The sequence below is a fragment of the Leisingera sp. ABM4_101 genome (genome assembly GCF_056158725.1).
Genome location: NZ_JBSWTV010000002.1, coordinates 1,354,919 through 1,369,815, shown reverse-complemented (window position 1 = coordinate 1,369,815; position 14,897 = coordinate 1,354,919). Strand labels below are relative to the sequence as shown.

Genomic DNA, 14,897 nt, shown 5'->3' with positions numbered 1-14,897 from the left:
GCCGCGGCCTTACTTCTGCGACACCAGATCGACGCCGTGCCATTTGGAGGACAGGGCCGCCAGGGTGCCATCCGCCTTCATCTCCTCCACGATGGCAGCCAGCCGGGCATTCAATTCTGCGTCGCCCTTGTCGGTTGCAATCGCCAGCGGTTCAAAGAACACCGGCGCGCCCAGAGGCTTGACCGGCAGGCCGGACTTCACAGCCGCATCCACCACCGGCACCGACTGCAGCACCGCGTGCAGCCGCGCCCCGTCGCCCAGCGCCAGGTCATCAAACTCGTTGATGTCGCCATAGGTCTTGATTTGCGCCGGTGTGACCTCATAGGAGAACTTTGGCATTCCGACCACGTCCAGCTTCAGGTCATGCTCCAGGTAGCGGTGATAGGTCGAGGCCGACACCACCCCGACAACCTTGCCGTTCAGATCCGACAGCTCCTTGGCCTCTGAGGTCTTGTGCACCGCGAAGACCGCCGGGCTGAAATAATAGACCGCCGGGAAATCCAGCACCTCCGCCCGTGCCGTAGTCGGCGTCATCGACCCAACCACCATGTCCCAGCGCCCGGACCAGCGCCCCGCAGTCATCACCTCCCAGCCCGGAGTGACAAACTTCACACCGACCCCCAGCCGTTTTGCGATTTCTTCGGAAACCTCAATATCAAAGCCATCCAGCCGGTTTTCAGCATTCATAAAAGAATTCGGCCTGTAATCGGAGTTGGTTCCAACGGTCAGCAGGCCTTTTTCAAGGATCCGGTCCAGCGCTTCACCCGCCTGGGAAGCGCTTCCGATCGGCAGCAGGGCGGCCAGGCCCAGAATGGCGGCCAGAATAGGCTTTTTCATCTTCATCTCCCGGTTCAAATTTCTTGTTTGTTCAATTCATTCAGCACAAACACGCCAAGGCCGCAATTTCACAGAATTGACCCAACCATAGAGAGAATTTATAGATCCGCCATGAGCGTCGCGCACCGATACCTCCCCACCCTGCAGGAATTGCGGTCGCTGGATGCGGTTTCGCGGCTGTGCTCTGTTTCTGCCGCGGCACGGGAACTGGGGCTGACGCAGCCCACGGTCTCCTATCACATCAAGAAGCTGGAACAGAAATGGGGGGCGCGCCTGTTCCGGCTCAAGGGCAAGACGCTGGAGCCAACGGAAATTCTGCGCTCCATCCTGTTTGAGGTACGCACCGCCACCCATCAGGTTGAGCAGATTGGCCAGCTGCTGGGCACCTATCAGCAGCAAAAGGTCCTCTCTGTCAGCCTGACACCGTCGCTGGCCTCTATTGTCTTGCACGGGCGGCTGAACCGGTTCCTGGACCTGTTTCCGGACATCAATCTCAGGGTGTGCGCTACAAACCGTTTTCAGGATCTGCAGAAGGACCAGATCGACGTCGCTCTCCGGCTTCTGCCCAGAACCGAGGCCGCGGACAGCAGCGCCTGGCAGGACATCATGGTGCCCCTGCCGGACGAGAAGATGCAGGTGGTCTGCGCCCCGGCTTACTGGACCGCCCTGACCGCCGGGCTGCCCCCGGCAAAGCAGGACCCCGCCGCCCTGCTGGCTGAGGCAGAGCTGATTCACGAGGACGAAACCGTCCACTGGTCGAAACTGTTCACCTCCTGCGGCTGCAAATCCGCCAATACCCGGCCGCGGCGGCTGACCTTCAGCAACGCCGACCTGATCCTGCAGGCCGCTGTATCGGGCCGCGGGCTGGCGCTGCTGCGGGAAAGCTACACCGCCGAAGCGCTGGCGGCTGGCGGCCTGATTGCGCTGCCGGGCCTGGAAATGCCTTGCGACCGGGTCTTTCAGTTCGTGGTTTCAGACAGCTCCGGCATGACCTCCACCGCGTTGCAGTTTGTCTCCTGGTTCGGGCAGGAGCTGCGCGCCTTGCCGGCGGCGGCCAGACAGACAGGCAACAGCGCCCCGCAAAGCGGTACTGAAGCAGCACAGTAGCCGCGGAACCGCCGCTGCGGCCGCTTTGATTTCCGCCGCAAACCGCCTAGGATCATCGCAGGCAACAAAAACGGCGGCACGTTCCAAGTGCCGCGCAAGAGGCAGCAAGGGACAGCCAATGAGCAGATCTCCCTACGAAGACATTCCGGCCCGCGCCTTCTGGCGCAGCGGCGTTGCAGAACAGTATCCGCTGGATATCCAGGATATCTACCGGCGCAAATTCCGCATCCGCCGCGATCAGATTATCGCCACCGCAGGCAGCTGTTTCGCCCAGCATATCGCGCGCAACCTTCGGGCGCGGAAGTTCAATGTGCCGGATTACGAGCCCGCCCCGCGGGGCATGGGCGCAGAGCTGGCGCAGAAATACCAGTTCGGCATCTACAGCTGCCGCTATGGCAATATCTACACCGCCGCACAGCTGCTGCAGCTCGCGCGGGAGGCCTTTGGCCAAGCGGTTCCCGAAGACCGGGTCTGGGAAAAGGACGGGCGCTATTTCGATGCCCAGCGCCCCAATACCGAACCGGGCGGCTTTGCCAGCCCGGCTGAAGTGCTGGCAGCCCGCGAACGCCACCTGGCGCAGGTCCGGCAGATGCTGCTGGAGATGGATATCTTTGTCTTCACCTTCGGCCTGACCGAAGCCTGGCTGCACCGCAGCAGCGGCACCGTCTTTCCCACCGCCCCCGGCACCCTTGCCGGAACCTTCGATCCGGAGGTTTATGAGTTCAAGAATTTCACCCACTCCGAAACCCTGCAGGATTTCATCCGCTTCAAGCGGCTTTTGAAACGGGAGCGGGCAAAAACCCCGCAGTATATCGTCTCTGTGTCACCGGTGCCGCTGACGGCGACTGCCACTGGCCAGCATGTTCTGGCGGCTTCCACATATTCCAAGTCGGTGCTGCGCGGCGTGGCCGGAGAGCTGTTTCAAACCTACCGCGATGTCGACTATTTTCCGTCTTTTGAAATCATCACCGCGCCGGTCACCCGCGGGATGTTCTTCCAGCCCAACCAGCGCAGCGTCAGCGAGGCCGGGGTGAACACCGCCATGCAGGCCTTCTTTGCCCAGCATGATCCCGGCGGCCAAAACCCGCAGGCGCCGCAGGCCGCGCCCGCTCAGGCCACCGCCGGCACCGAAGAGGATGATCTCGTCTGCGAAGAGGTGCTGCTGGAGAGCTTCTCGAAATGACCCGCCGGATCTGCGTTCTGGGCAATTCGCACACTGCCGCGCTCAAGGGCGGCTGGGAAAGCGGCGGCGGCCGCCCCGGCCTGGTACCGGATTTCTTTGGCGCCCTGTCCAGCGGCATGGCCAGCCTCGCCTTCAGCGATGGCCAGCTGCTGCCGCAGGATCCTGAAGCGGCGGCGTTCTTCCGCAGCATCTCCGGCACCGGCAAGGGCGCTATTGCCGCCGATTACGATGCTTTCCTGCTGTGCGGGATGGGGCTGTTCCCAGTGCCGGTGTTTCAGAACTACAGCCGCTTTGCCACCCCCAGCACCCGCAACAGCGATGCGCCCCACTATGTCAGCGACGCCTGTATCGACGATCTGTTGTGGGACCACATCAGCCGCAGCATGATGTTGCATTGTGCCCGCCTGGTCCGGCAGGTGACGGATGCACCGGTGTTCCTGGCCTGGCAGGCGTTCTACGCGGAAACCCTCTTTGACATTGAATGGCGGGCTGCGCAGATGACCCCGATTCTGGAAAACGGCGATCAACCCTATGTGCTGGCCCGCATGAAGACGGCAGAAGACCGCCTTGCCGCCGAAGGCTTCCGGATCCTGCACCAGCCGCCGGAGACCCTGGCCCAGGGCATCATGACCCGCGCCGAGTTTTCCCGCGGATCCGTCCTGTTCCGCCAAGAGCTGACCCAGCAGCACCGCGCCAATGATGTCTTTCACATGAACAGCGATTACGGCGCCCGCTGCTGGCAGGCCTGGGACATCTGATTTCCCTGGCTACGTGGCAAACCGCGGGCCGCGCTCCACGCCTCATACTGTCTCTGGCGGCTTACGGCTCCTCTTTGACCGTGGCCAAAGCTGCCTGCAGCTGGACGATTCTCCGGTCGCGCAGCGCCGCCAGCCTGTCGACTGACATGCCGCCATACGCTTCGGCCAGCCCCTCCGCCAGCATGTCTGCCACTTCGGGGGTAAGTTGCGGCGTCCCCAAGTCCTCCCACCAGCCATTGAAGGTGCCGGCAAAGTGATCGCAGAAAGCAGCCAGTCCGCCTGATCCGGCACCAAGACTGAACAGCGTTGTCGGCCCCATTGCCGCCCAGCGCAGCCCCGGGCCTGCGGACATGGCCTTGTCGATATCTCCAACGCTGGCCACGCCGGATTGCACCAGATGGATCGCCTCGCGCCAGACTGCGGCCTGAAGCCGGTTGGCGACATGGCCGGGAACTTCCTTGTTCACGCGGATGGTAACCTTGCCAATGTCCGCATAAAACTGTTCGGCTGCCGGCACCGCATCCGCACCGGTCAAACCGTTTCCCATAACTTCCACCAAGGGGATCAGATGCGGCGGATTGAACGGGTGGCCAAGGATGAAGCGGTCCGGCTTGCGCCAGCCTGCCTGCATCTGGCCAAGCGTCAGGCCGGAGGCGGAGCTGGCGACAATGGCGCCAGGTGCGATCGCGGGTTCGATCTCGGCGAAAACAGCGTGTTTGACTGGCAGGCGCTCCGGGACGTTTTCCTGGACAAAGCCCGCGCCTTCAACGGCCTCGCGCGCGGACCGCACAAAGCTGACCCGGTCCGGATTGCCCCGTGCTGTCAGACCCAGTTCGCTCATAGTTTCCCAGGCCTGAGCAATATAGGCGCGCACGGCGGCCTCGGCGCCTTCGGCCGGGTCGTAAACGGTAACGGACCGGCCAGAAGCCAGGAACAGGGCGGCCCAGCTGGCCCCGATGGTGCCTGCGCCCAAAACCGCGGTATGTGAGATTTCCGGCATCAGAACAGCCCTGTGTTGATTGGCGACGCGGCGGTCATGCCGCCGTCGATTGTGAACAGCTGCCCGGTGGCGAAACCCGCCTCGTCAGAGGCCAGCCAGACGGCCATGGCGGCAATGTCGGCAGGCTGGCCGAACCGGCGGGTTGCATGGCGGGCCAGCGCGTCCTCCCGCGCCGCCTGCGGATCATCTGACAGGGCAAAACCTGCCTCCAGCATGCCGGTTTCAATCCAGCCCGGGCAGATCGCATTGCAGCGCACATCAGGCCCGTGATCCACCGCGATGGAGCGCGTCAGCCCATGCACAAAAGCCTTGGATGCATTGTAAAGCGCCATGGAGGGGTCCGCGGTGTTGCCCGAGATGGAGCCGATATTGATGATCGACGCCCCCTTGGACATGACCGGAAGGAACGCCCGGCACATATTGAACACCCCGCGGCAGTTCACCCCCACGACCAGGTCCCAATCGGCATCGGTGCTGTCCGCAACGGTTTTCTCGACCTGGACGCCAGCGTTGTTGACCAGAACATCTATGGTGCCGGCTGCCTGCGCCAGCTCTGCCACCTGCTGAACATCGGCAACATCCACACTATGCCAGGTGACAGCCTCAGGCAGTCCTTCAGGCCGATCCCCGCGGCCGCAGGTGGTGACAGTTGCGCCTTCGTTCAGGAAGGCGTCGGCAATGCCCCGGCCAATTCCCTGGCGTCCGCCGGTAATCAGCGCTCTTTTCCCTGCAAGCCGCATCAGTGCGCCACCATCACATGCCGGACCGAAGTGTACGCATCCAGCGCATAGACGCTCATGTCGCAGCCGGTGCCGGACCCTTTCATTGCCGCCCAGGGCATCTCCGGAGTGGCAACGCCGTGGGTGTTGACCCAGGTAAAGCCATAGCGCAGGCGGCTGGTCATCTCCATCGCGCGCCCGACATTGGCGGTCCAGACCGACGACGCCAGCCCGTAGCGGCCGCTGTTGGCAATACGCAGGGCGTCTTCAGCCTCGCCAAAGCGGGAGACAGACACGACTGGCCCAAAGATCTCGCTGGTTGCGGCCTCAGCATCGTTGCCGACATTGGCCAGCACCGTCGGGCTGTAGAAAAAGCCTTTCCCCTCCCCTGCGGAACCGCCCGCCACAACCTCGCAAGCGGCCCGGGCGCGGTCGACGAACCCAGCCACCCGGTCTCGCTGAGCGGCTGAGATGACCGGGCCCATCTCCGTGCCCTCAGCCTTTTGCGCACCGGTCCGGATCTGGCTGACCTGGGCCTCAATCGCCGCGACCAGCTTGCCGTAGACACCCTCCTGCGCCAGCACCCTGCAAGGCTGGGCGCAGTCCTGGCCTGCATTGAAGAAACTGCCGTAGCGGATCGTTTCGGCAACCGCGTCGATATCCGCATCGTCAAAGACGATCACCGGAGCCTTGCCGCCCAGCTCCAGATGCACATGGCGGATCTGATTGCCTGCCGCGCGCATCGCCGCCATGCCGGTGGCCGGGCTGCCGGTGACGGTGATGGCCTCCATCTGCGGGCTGTTGATCAGCTGATCGCCGATACCCGGCCCGGTGCCGTGGATCACGTTCAGCACGCCCTTCGGCAGGATCCCGTTCAACAGCTCCGCCAGGCGCAGCATCGACAAAGGCGTCAGCTCAGAGGGCTTCAGCACCACGGTGCAGCCCGCCGCGATCGGCGCCGCCAGTTTCCAGGCGGCCATCATCAGCGGATAATTCCAGGGCGCAATGGCCGCCACCGTCCCCACCGGATCGCGGCGGATCATGCTGGTGTGGCCTGCCGCATATTCCCCCGCGGCGGAGCCGGTCATAGTGCGCGCCGCGCCGGCAAAGAAGCGGAAGGTGTCAATGGTCAGCGGCATCTCATCATCGCGGGCAGAAGGCCAGGGCTTGCCGGCATTCAGGCTTTCCAGCTCCGCCAGTTCCTCCTGATGCGCTTCCAGGCAGCCGGCAATCGCCAGCAGCAGTGCAGACCGCTCCGCCGGGGTGCTGCGGGAAAAACTGTCAAATGCCTCCTCGGAAGTCCGCACTGCGGCCTCCACCTGTTCCGGGCTGGCTTCAGGCACCTGGGTGATCTCAGCCCCCGTGGCCGGATCGGTGACTGGCAGCGCCGCTCCGCCCCCGGAAACCAATTCACCGTTGATCAGCATCTTTGTCTGCATGGTCTCTCCCCTTCAGAGCTTCATCTGCTGCACTTGCGCCGACAGCCCGCCATCCAGCACCCACAGCTGGCCCGAGGCATAGCGCGCCTCCTCTGAGGCCAGCCAGTTGACCAGGTTGGCGATATCCTCCGGCGTGCCATAGGTGCGCATCGGATGCACATCGCGCACCGCCTGCTGCAGCTGACCGATGGTCTTGCCGCCGCCGCCAGAGCCATCGCCAGTAAAGAAGCTTTGCAGCATCGGCGTGTCGATATAGCCGGGACAGATGGCGTTGACGCGGATGCCCTCGGGGCCATGGTCGCAGGCCATCGCCCGGGTCAGCGCATGCACCGCGCCCTTGGTGGCGCAATAAGCGGCAAGACCGGGATCGGCGATGAACCCGTCATAGGAGCCGAAGTTGATGATGCTGGCGCTGCTGCCCGATTTGGCCGCCGCGCGCAGCAATGGCAGCGCGTATTTCGACGCCAGGAAAGTGCCGGTGCAGTTCACCGCAAAGCTGCGGTTCCACTCCTCCAGCGTGGTGTCCTCGATGGTCCTTTCAATCTCGATCCCGGCGGCGTTGACCAGAATGTCCAGCCTTCCGGATTCTGATTTCACCTGTTCCATCGCGGCGATGGCATCAGCCTCTTGGGTGACATCCAGCTTGACGAAGATGCTGCCGTCCTCGTCATGCGCCGCTAACGATCCTTGCGGGGTCAGATCGGCCGCATAAACCCGCGCGCCTTCGCGCAGGAACCGCGCAACAATGGCGCGGCCAATGCCGCCGCGCCCGCCCGTGACCAATGCGGTCTTGCCGTCAAGTTTTCCTGTCATCTGTGTTCCCCGGGTTCAAACGGTAGTGCTCAGCAGCCACGGTCCAGTCCATGTGGTTGCGCACATACTGCTGGCTGGCATCTGAGGGCGGATTGTAATCCCAATGCTCCCCGGCCCCCGCTTCCATGGCGGCATGCAGGACGCGGCGGGATTTCTGGGTGGCAATGATGTTGCGGCGCAGTTCCTCGCTGTCCCAGCGTCTGCGGGTCTCTGCCGCAAAACCCGCAGCGGCCTTCGCATAGGCCGGATCGCGGGCCACGTTCCTGGTCTCCAAAGGGTCCCGGGCCAGATCATACAGCTGCGGCGGATCGGCGTCGCAATGGATGTACTTGAGGCTCCCGCGCCGGATCATGAAGACCGGATAAGGCGTCATCTCGGCGCAGTATTCGCCAATCGCTTCATCCACCGGATCCGCCTCTCCGCGGGCCAGCGGCAGCAGCGAGCGGCCATCCACCGGTTCCCCCAGCACCGCCGCATCGCCGCCCGCGATATCGACAAAGGTTGGCAGCAGGTCGATCAGCGAACAGGCATTTGCGGCCCTGCCCTGCTGAATGCCCGGCCCCGCCATCACCAGCGGCACCCGGGCGGAATGCTCAAAGAAGTTCATCTTGTACCACAGCCCGCGCTCCCCCAGCATGTCGCCGTGGTCGGCGGTGACGATGATGATCGTGTCCTCACGCGCACCGATTTCGTCGACAGCTTTGACGATTTCACCAACCTTGCTGTCGAAATAGCTGACATTGGCCAGATAGGCGCGGCGGGCGCGGCGCAGCTCTTCGTCGCTCAATGGGACGACACTGGCTTCAATCCCGTCCAGGACACGCCGCGAAAACGGATCTTGCGCCTCCAGGCTTGGCACATATTCGGGCATCGGGATCTCTTCGCCTTCGTAAAGATCCCACCACTCCGGTTTAGCGACATAGGGGTCGTGCGGGTGGATAAAGCTCGCCACCAGGCAAAACGGCGCCTCCTCCCCGGTGGCCCGCGCGCGGCCCCGGTCAATCAGCCAGCGGCGCGCGGCAAATCCGGCCTCGTCGTCGTAGTCGGTCTGGTAGGTGGCAACCGCGACACCGCTTTCCTTGACCGTTTCCATGTTGTGATACCACTTGCCGATCCGCTCATCCGGGGCCTCCCAGTCCGGGGTCCAGGCAAAATCCGCCGGATAGATGTCTGTGGTCACCCGGTCCTGAAAGCCGTGTTTCTGGTCCGGGCCGACAAAATGCATCTTGCCGGACAGGCAGGTGCGGTATCCCAGTGCTTTCAGGTAGTGGGCAAAGGTCGGCACCGAGGCGCGGAATTCGCTGGCGTTGTCATAGGCGGCAATGCGGCTGATCAGCTGTCCGGACATGAAGGCAAACCGCGAAGGCGCACACAGCGGCGAGTTGCAATAGGCCGCATCAAACCGCATGCCGCGCGCCGCCAGCGCATCAATATGCGGGGTCTTCGCCACCGGGTGGCCATAGGCGCCGGTCCAATGCGGCGCCAGCTGGTCGGCCATGATGACGACGATATTGGACTGGGTCATCCCGCGGCCCCGGCGTAGGCCTCCAGCACCAGCCCGTGAAAATGGTGCACCGCATGCTCGGACTTGCCCGACCCTGTGGGGTCGTTGACGATGCGCCCCTGGGTAAAGGCTGGCGTGTTCATGCCGCGCTGCACGCTTTCCACCAGATTGATGTCCTCGACCTGCAGCACCTCATCCAAATAGCGGATAGCATCCAGCTCGCCCGCGTCAGGCTCCGGCGTTTCCAGGAAGAAATCATAGGTTTCCAGCGTCCGGTCCGGCCCCACCGGGATGATGTTCAGGACAATCATGCTGGACCGCCCCGGATAACGCATCAGGCAAGTGGTCGGCCACAGCCACCAGACCGCATGGGTGCGCACGGTGGCGTTGGACACGTCATAGGCCGAATTTGCGCCCTTACCGGCATCCGCCATATGGCTGGAGTAGATCCCATGCGTGGTAACCTTGTAGGTGTCCATATCCACCAGATCGCAGAAATCCTTGTGCGCGGTCGGGCAGTGGTAGCATTCCAGGAAGTTGTCGACGACGTTCTTCCAGTTCGACTTGATGTCATAGGTCAGACGGTGGCCGAAGGTCAGCTGTTCGATATCCGGCGCCCAATGGCGGATTTCGGTTTCCAGATTGCCGGACTGTTCTCTCAGCGGCGCGGCAGCTGGGTCCAGGTTGACATAGACAAACCCCGCAAACTCCTCTGCCTGCACCTGATCCAGGCAGATATCGCCGGTGCTGAAATTCTCTAGATGCTCGGTTTCCGGCGCCCGCACCAGCTGGCCGTCCAGCTTGTAGACCCAGGCATGATAGGGGCACATGATGCGGGTGGTGCTGCCCTCGCCTTTCAGCAGCTCATGGGCGCGGTGCTTGCAGACGTTGTAAAAGGCGCGCAGCACGCCCTCGCGGTCCCGGACCACCACCACTGGCTGGCCCGCAATATCAACGGTGACGTAGGAACCCGGGTCGCGCAGCTTCTCCACATGGCAGACCCATTGCCAGGACTTGGCAATGATTTCACGCTGATCGGCGGCAAACCACTCGCGCTGAACATAGGCATCCGCCTTCAGCGATTGCGAATTGCCCGCATCCGCGGAATATCCTTCTGCGATGTTTGCGAACTGGGCCTTGGTCGGTAGGTCTGTCACGCTGAACACTCCTTTGCCTGCCTGTTAAGGTCGTCAAAGACATGATCCGCGAAAAGCCGATCCCTCTACAGCACTCAGGCAGCCACCAATTGAACCTTATTCGCCATTCTGCAGGGCTGCCAACGGCCGGTACATGGGCCAGGCCCGGAATTCAAAAGGCACCCGCCCTTCGATCCGGTCCCGCCGCGGCGGCAGCCCGAACCGCTGCTTATAGGCGCGGGCAAAATGCACATGGCTGGGAAAGCCGCAAGCCTGGGCAATCTCGGAGATCGGCAGCTCCGTCTGGGTGACCAGCCCGCGCGAGCGGTCCAGCCGGATGTCGCGGTAGTACAGTTGCGGGCTTGTCCGCACATATTCCTGGAACAGCCGGTTCAGCTGGCGCTGCGACACCCCGGCCAGCCTGCACAATTCGGGAATGCTGATCAGCGTTTCCAGGTGGCGTTCCATGATGGCAATCGCTTCCCGGACCTTGGGCGGCGCCGTATTCCCCAAGGGTTCCAGCTGATCGTCTGTCTGATGCGCGCCCAGCCCCCGCAGATTGCGGTAAAACAGGTATTTCGCGCAGTCGTTTGTCAGCGCATCACCAACAATCCCGTGCAGCAGAAACAAGGCAAACTCGCCCGCCGCAGCCCCGCCGCAGCAGGTTCCGGTTCTGCCCTCATGAACAAATACATCTTCGCTGACTTCGGTGTGCGGGTATTTTTCCGCAAAGGCGTCGATATGCTCGTAATGAACCGTCGCGCGCCGTCCCCGCAGCAGGCCGGCCTGGGCCAGGATAAAGGCGGCTGTATCGATCCCAGCCACATAAATACCCGCCCGGGCGTACTTCCGTATTGCAGACAGCAAGCGCTCGCCGGTGAAGGCTTCGGGGGTCCAGCTGCTGGACACAACAACAATATCCGGTTGCAGCTGCTTCAGCGTGTCCAGCGCGCTGACGGCAAGTTCCAGCCCATTGCTGGCCCGGCACAGCGCGCCGGCTTCGCTCGCAATATGCCATTGGAACAGCTGCCTCCCGGCCAAGTAGTTTGCGGCCCGGAACGGATCCAGGAACGCCATTGTCGCAGCCAGGTTGAAATGCGGCGTGACCAGGACCAGGATTTCAGTGGTTTCGTTTCTCTTCAGCATGGCCTCAGTGCAGCGGATTACGGGAAGCTCGGGCACAAGGCCAGAAAACCACCCCCGCCGCTAAAACGCCAGCCTTCCCCGATTGCGGCCATGAGCGCTGCCGCGAACGCTTTTTCAAAAACCGGCTGAAGCAAACGCCGCGTACGCCCTGCGGAATTTCGAGGATCCCCGCAGTACCGGCAGGGTTTCTATAGTTCCAGTCTTGCGGCCTGCAAAAGATCTGATCAGGCGGGCTCAGCCTCACTATACGGTGCGCGAACCAGCCAGACGGCGACGGACAAGGCCGTCACGGCCAGCAGGACAAGGAAGAAGGTTCCCATAGCGGGCAACAGACCGAACGTATCGGCAAGCGCACCGCTGGCGATGACCGGAAGGGAGAACCCGGCATAGGCGTAGACAAACAGGCCAGCAGTTGCACGGGCCCGGTTGTCAGGTGCCCGCACGGAGAATTCCGACAGCCCGGAGAGATAGACGAACCCGTAGCTGGCGGAACTGGTCAGGCCGGTTCCGGCAAGAACCAGAATGATGGATTGTGCCCAAACTCCGCCCAGCACCGTCAGAAAGCCCAGAGGCACCAGAACATACCCGGCAAGCAGAGCCCTGGCGCTGCTCAGCCGACGGGCAAGCGGCTGGCACAGAAAGCCAATGAAGATCGCCAGGAAAATGACCAATCCCGTATAGGCACCAAAACCCTGCGCCTCCAGTTACAACGGAACAACGGCGATGGTCATCCCTGTAGTGGACCAGGCGAGCGCCAGGCCGACGCCAAACGGCCAGGTCCGCGGCGGAAAAACCGGCAGCCGCAGCATCGGCACGGGTTTACACACATCCACCCGGGGCAAAAACAGCGCGCAACCTGCCAGAACCGGCGCCAAGGCAAACAGAAACAGAAAGCTTGCCGGCATGATGCTGGGCCCCTGCAGGTCCAGGCTGATACCGGTTGCAAGGGCGCCGCCGCCAAACCCCAGCGAGGTTGCAGAGGTGACATACAAGGCCGCCTGCCTGGCTTTGGCTTCGCCTAGGATCTCGGTCATATAGGCGGTGCCCGCGGTTGTGGCTAAACCGGTTCCGGCACCCAGCATAAAGCGGGCTGTAACCAGCACCGTCCAGCTTGGCGACAGGACAAGAAACACGGTCGCCGCAAACCCGAGCAGCAGCGCTATCGCAATCGGAACCCGGCGCCCGATGCGGTCGGACAGGCCGCCCAGCAGCATCAGGGCTGGCATCAATCCAGCGGCATAGGCGGCAAAGGCAAAGGTCACCGCCGTTGCGCCAACACCGCTTTCAGCAGCGTATACGCTGTACAGCGGGGCTTGAAGATTGACGGCAAAGGTCACTGTGAACAGTGCCGCAGCGAGTAGTGAGCAGGGAAGAATTTTCGCCATAAGTGTACCCACGCCATTCAAACTTACTTTTGGTTGACACAGCGCCAGCAACAGTACAATTCTTTTATTGTACTAAGGACGGCGGCATTTCGCTTATGATGAAATACACAGACCTGGCGGCGCTGATCGGGGAACGTATCAAAGACGGCGACCTCCCGCCGGGCACCCGGCTGCCAACCCACCGGACCTTTGCCGAAGAGCACGGTGTCGCCCTCGCAACAGCCACCCGCGCCTATACTGAGCTGAAGCGGCAAGGCTTGATCCTGGGAGAGGCCGGCCGGGGGATGTTTGTGCGCGACCCGGCATTACCACTGACACTCGGGCTGGAGCAGGGCGGCAATGACGGACTGATAGACCTGGTTTTCAACATCCCAGGCGGCGCCGGCGACGCGGAAATCCTGCGATCCGGCTTGAAGCGGCTTGCGGCCTCCGGCGATCTGGAAGCCATGCTGCGCTACCAGCCGCATGGAGGACGGCCGCATGAACGCAAAATTGCGGCCGGCTACTTGTCATCCGCGCCCGATCAGATGGACCCGCAACGCGTATTCCTGACGTCAGGCGGCCAGCATAGTCTGGCCATCGCCGTTCTTGGCTTGCTGCAAACCGGCGATGCCGTCGGCACGGACGGCCTGACATATCCTGGTTTCGCCTCGGTTGCAGGGCTGCACGGAATTTCACTGGTTGCCGTGCCAGGCTGTCAGGGCTTCATGAACCCAGACGAGCTCGAAAAACTATGCCGGGAGCGGAAACTCAAAGCGCTCTACTTGATGCCGACGGTGCATAATCCGTTGGGTTCTGTCATGCCCGAAGACATCCGGCTGGCAATTTGCGATGTGGCACGGCGGCACGATCTGATCCTGATTGAAGACAGCGCGTATGCCTTTCTTGAAAACAACCCGCCTCCCCGGTTTGTGGACCTGTTGCCAGAGCAGACTGTCTATGTTGGCAGCTTCTCCAAGAATATCGCAACGGGGCTGCGTATCGGCTACATTGCGGTTCCCGAACGCTTCACCAGCGCGGCCTCCAGGGTGATCCGGGCGACCACATGGAACACACCCGCTTTGATTTCCGCACTCGTTACACATTGGATTGAGGACGGAACAGTTCAGGAATTAGAAGCCACGCGGCGCGCCCTGGGTGTGCAAGTCCAAGGGCTTTGCCAGGAAATCCTCGGCGCGTTTCCGATGTGCGCGCATCCCAATGCAAGTTTCACTTGGCTGCCCCTGCAGACAGGAAAACGCGCAGAACCCGTAATTGCCCGTTTGTCCGAGCAGGGGATTGCAGTCTCCTCAGCTGAGCCATATGCGATCACCGAAGCGGTGCCGCAAGCAATTCGCCTTGCCTTTGGCGGTGTCTCCGAACAGGAATTGAGATTCAACTTGGAGAAGATCCGCAATGAGCTGAGTACCCTGCCCCCCGCGCATTGAAGAGCCTTGGCAAGACTTCACCGTCGCTCTGATACTGTCGGCCTAGGTATTGCAAGCCCCGGCTGGCGCGTAGCTTCCGTCTTCCCTGTGTATTTCCCGGCCGCTCAGCGGCGGATTGAAGACGCAAACAAGCCGCAGGTCCGCATCCAGCGCTTCCACCACGTGGCGGTCGTGCTGGTCCAGGGCGTAAAGCGTAAACGGTTCCAATGTGCTCCACACCTGTTCGTCAGACCGGCGGATCCGGCCCGTGCCTTCGATGCAATAACAGGCCTCCAGATGATGGGTGTACTCAAGCTCAAGCACTGCGCCCTGTTTGATGATGGTGTCCGTCAGCGAAAACCCCATCCCGTCGGGGGCAAGCAGCAGTCTTCTGCTGTTCCAGCCCGGGCCGGCAACGTCCCGTTCAGTGCCAAGGATCTTCTTGAGGCTTCTAACGATCATGA

General features: G+C 62.3%; 15 protein-coding genes. 4 read left to right on the top strand and 11 right to left on the bottom strand.

What is annotated here, in order from left to right; translation table 11 throughout:
- Positions 1 to 9: 9 nt before the first annotated feature.
- Positions 10 to 837: a transporter substrate-binding domain-containing protein gene (locus tag ACXAEK_RS07700; RefSeq protein WP_475040942.1), complete on the bottom strand. Its 828-nt coding sequence runs from the start codon at positions 835 to 837 to the stop codon at positions 10 to 12.
- Positions 838 to 948: 111 nt separating this feature from the next.
- On the opposite strand from ACXAEK_RS07700, the gene ACXAEK_RS07695 reads away from it, so the two are divergent.
- The 3 genes from ACXAEK_RS07695 (at position 949) to ACXAEK_RS07685 (ending at position 3,885) form a co-directional block, all read left to right on the top strand.
- Positions 949 to 1,944 carry a LysR substrate-binding domain-containing protein gene (locus ACXAEK_RS07695; RefSeq protein WP_475040940.1) on the top strand — a complete coding sequence of 332 codons (996 nt, stop codon included), beginning with the start codon at positions 949 to 951 and terminating at the stop codon, positions 1,942 to 1,944.
- Between the two features lie 118 nt (positions 1,945 to 2,062).
- Positions 2,063 to 3,127 carry a GSCFA domain-containing protein gene (locus ACXAEK_RS07690; protein WP_475040938.1) on the top strand — a complete coding sequence of 355 codons (1,065 nt, stop codon included), beginning with the start codon at positions 2,063 to 2,065 and terminating at the stop codon, positions 3,125 to 3,127.
- Positions 3,124 to 3,885, top strand: a complete 762-nt coding sequence (locus ACXAEK_RS07685; RefSeq protein WP_475040937.1) for a hypothetical protein — start codon at positions 3,124 to 3,126, stop codon at positions 3,883 to 3,885. Before ACXAEK_RS07690 ends, ACXAEK_RS07685 begins: the two co-directional genes overlap by 4 nt.
- Before the next feature lie 61 nt (positions 3,886 to 3,946).
- Here ACXAEK_RS07685 and ACXAEK_RS07680 read toward each other — a convergent pair whose 3' ends face one another.
- The 9 genes from ACXAEK_RS07680 to ACXAEK_RS07640 form a co-directional block, all read right to left on the bottom strand.
- Positions 3,947 to 4,885: a 3-hydroxyacyl-CoA dehydrogenase NAD-binding domain-containing protein gene (locus tag ACXAEK_RS07680; RefSeq protein WP_475040935.1), complete on the bottom strand. Its 939-nt coding sequence runs from the start codon at positions 4,883 to 4,885 to the stop codon at positions 3,947 to 3,949.
- A complete protein-coding gene (locus ACXAEK_RS07675) occupies positions 4,885 to 5,625 on the bottom strand; it encodes an SDR family NAD(P)-dependent oxidoreductase (protein WP_475040933.1) in 741 nt (246 codons plus the stop codon). The genes ACXAEK_RS07680 and ACXAEK_RS07675 overlap by 1 nt, the downstream gene beginning before the upstream one ends.
- Positions 5,625 to 7,043, bottom strand: coding sequence for an aminobutyraldehyde dehydrogenase (locus tag ACXAEK_RS07670; RefSeq protein ID WP_475040932.1), 1,419 nt, complete (start codon positions 7,041 to 7,043; stop codon positions 5,625 to 5,627). Before ACXAEK_RS07670 ends, ACXAEK_RS07675 begins: the two co-directional genes overlap by 1 nt.
- Before the next feature lie 12 nt (positions 7,044 to 7,055).
- Complete coding sequence (locus tag ACXAEK_RS07665; RefSeq protein ID WP_475040931.1) at positions 7,056 to 7,856, bottom strand: SDR family NAD(P)-dependent oxidoreductase; 801 nt, start codon at positions 7,854 to 7,856, stop codon at positions 7,056 to 7,058.
- Entirely contained in the window at positions 7,840 to 9,381 is a 1,542-nt protein-coding gene (betC, locus tag ACXAEK_RS07660) for a choline-sulfatase (protein WP_475040930.1), read from the bottom strand. Before betC ends, ACXAEK_RS07665 begins: the two co-directional genes overlap by 17 nt.
- On the bottom strand, positions 9,378 to 10,517 hold the full coding sequence (locus tag ACXAEK_RS07655; protein ID WP_475040928.1) for an aromatic ring-hydroxylating oxygenase subunit alpha: 1,140 nt from the start codon (positions 10,515 to 10,517) through the stop codon (positions 9,378 to 9,380). Before ACXAEK_RS07655 ends, betC begins: the two co-directional genes overlap by 4 nt.
- A 96-nt stretch (positions 10,518 to 10,613) precedes the next feature.
- Entirely contained in the window at positions 10,614 to 11,642 is a 1,029-nt protein-coding gene (locus ACXAEK_RS07650; protein ID WP_475040926.1) for a GlxA family transcriptional regulator, read from the bottom strand.
- Positions 11,643 to 11,866: 224 nt separating this feature from the next.
- Positions 11,867 to 12,313: a hypothetical protein gene (locus tag ACXAEK_RS07645; protein ID WP_475040925.1), complete on the bottom strand. Its 447-nt coding sequence runs from the start codon at positions 12,311 to 12,313 to the stop codon at positions 11,867 to 11,869.
- Positions 12,314 to 12,346: 33 nt separating this feature from the next.
- Positions 12,347 to 13,027 carry an MFS transporter gene (locus ACXAEK_RS07640; protein WP_475040923.1) on the bottom strand — a complete coding sequence of 227 codons (681 nt, stop codon included), beginning with the start codon at positions 13,025 to 13,027 and terminating at the stop codon, positions 12,347 to 12,349.
- Between the two features lie 29 nt (positions 13,028 to 13,056).
- Between ACXAEK_RS07640 and ACXAEK_RS07635 the strand changes: the two genes are divergently transcribed.
- The gene (locus tag ACXAEK_RS07635) at positions 13,057 to 14,454 is read left to right on the top strand and encodes an aminotransferase-like domain-containing protein (RefSeq protein WP_475040922.1); all 1,398 of its coding nucleotides are present in this window, start codon (positions 13,057 to 13,059) and stop codon (positions 14,452 to 14,454) included.
- Between the two features lie 42 nt (positions 14,455 to 14,496).
- Here the strand turns inward: ACXAEK_RS07635 and ACXAEK_RS07630 are convergent, their stop codons facing one another.
- Positions 14,497 to 14,895 (bottom strand): ectoine synthase, encoded by a 399-nt coding sequence (locus ACXAEK_RS07630; RefSeq protein WP_475040920.1) that lies wholly within the window; start codon positions 14,893 to 14,895, stop codon positions 14,497 to 14,499.
- Positions 14,896 to 14,897 lie beyond the last annotated feature (2 nt).

Bases quoted from the DNA above. Each gene is read 5' to 3' on its own strand.
- ACXAEK_RS07700 (WP_475040942.1), bottom strand. From the start codon at position 837: ATGAAAAAGCCTATTCTGGCCGCCATTCTGGGCCTGGCCGCCCTGCTG.
- ACXAEK_RS07695 (WP_475040940.1), top strand. From the start codon at position 949: ATGAGCGTCGCGCACCGATACCTCCCCACCCTGCAGGAATTGCGGTCG.
- ACXAEK_RS07690 (WP_475040938.1), top strand. From the start codon at position 2,063: ATGAGCAGATCTCCCTACGAAGACATTCCGGCCCGCGCCTTCTGGCGC.
- ACXAEK_RS07685 (WP_475040937.1), top strand. From the start codon at position 3,124: ATGACCCGCCGGATCTGCGTTCTGGGCAATTCGCACACTGCCGCGCTC.
- ACXAEK_RS07680 (WP_475040935.1), bottom strand. From the start codon at position 4,885: ATGCCGGAAATCTCACATACCGCGGTTTTGGGCGCAGGCACCATCGGG.
- ACXAEK_RS07675 (WP_475040933.1), bottom strand. From the start codon at position 5,625: ATGCGGCTTGCAGGGAAAAGAGCGCTGATTACCGGCGGACGCCAGGGA.
- ACXAEK_RS07670 (WP_475040932.1), bottom strand. From the start codon at position 7,043: ATGCAGACAAAGATGCTGATCAACGGTGAATTGGTTTCCGGGGGCGGA.
- ACXAEK_RS07665 (WP_475040931.1), bottom strand. From the start codon at position 7,856: ATGACAGGAAAACTTGACGGCAAGACCGCATTGGTCACGGGCGGGCGC.
- betC (WP_475040930.1), bottom strand. From the start codon at position 9,381: ATGACCCAGTCCAATATCGTCGTCATCATGGCCGACCAGCTGGCGCCG.
- ACXAEK_RS07650 (WP_475040926.1), bottom strand. From the start codon at position 11,642: ATGCTGAAGAGAAACGAAACCACTGAAATCCTGGTCCTGGTCACGCCG.
- ACXAEK_RS07640 (WP_475040923.1), bottom strand. From the start codon at position 13,027: ATGGCGAAAATTCTTCCCTGCTCACTACTCGCTGCGGCACTGTTCACA.
- ACXAEK_RS07630 (WP_475040920.1), bottom strand. From the start codon at position 14,895: ATGATCGTTAGAAGCCTCAAGAAGATCCTTGGCACTGAACGGGACGTT.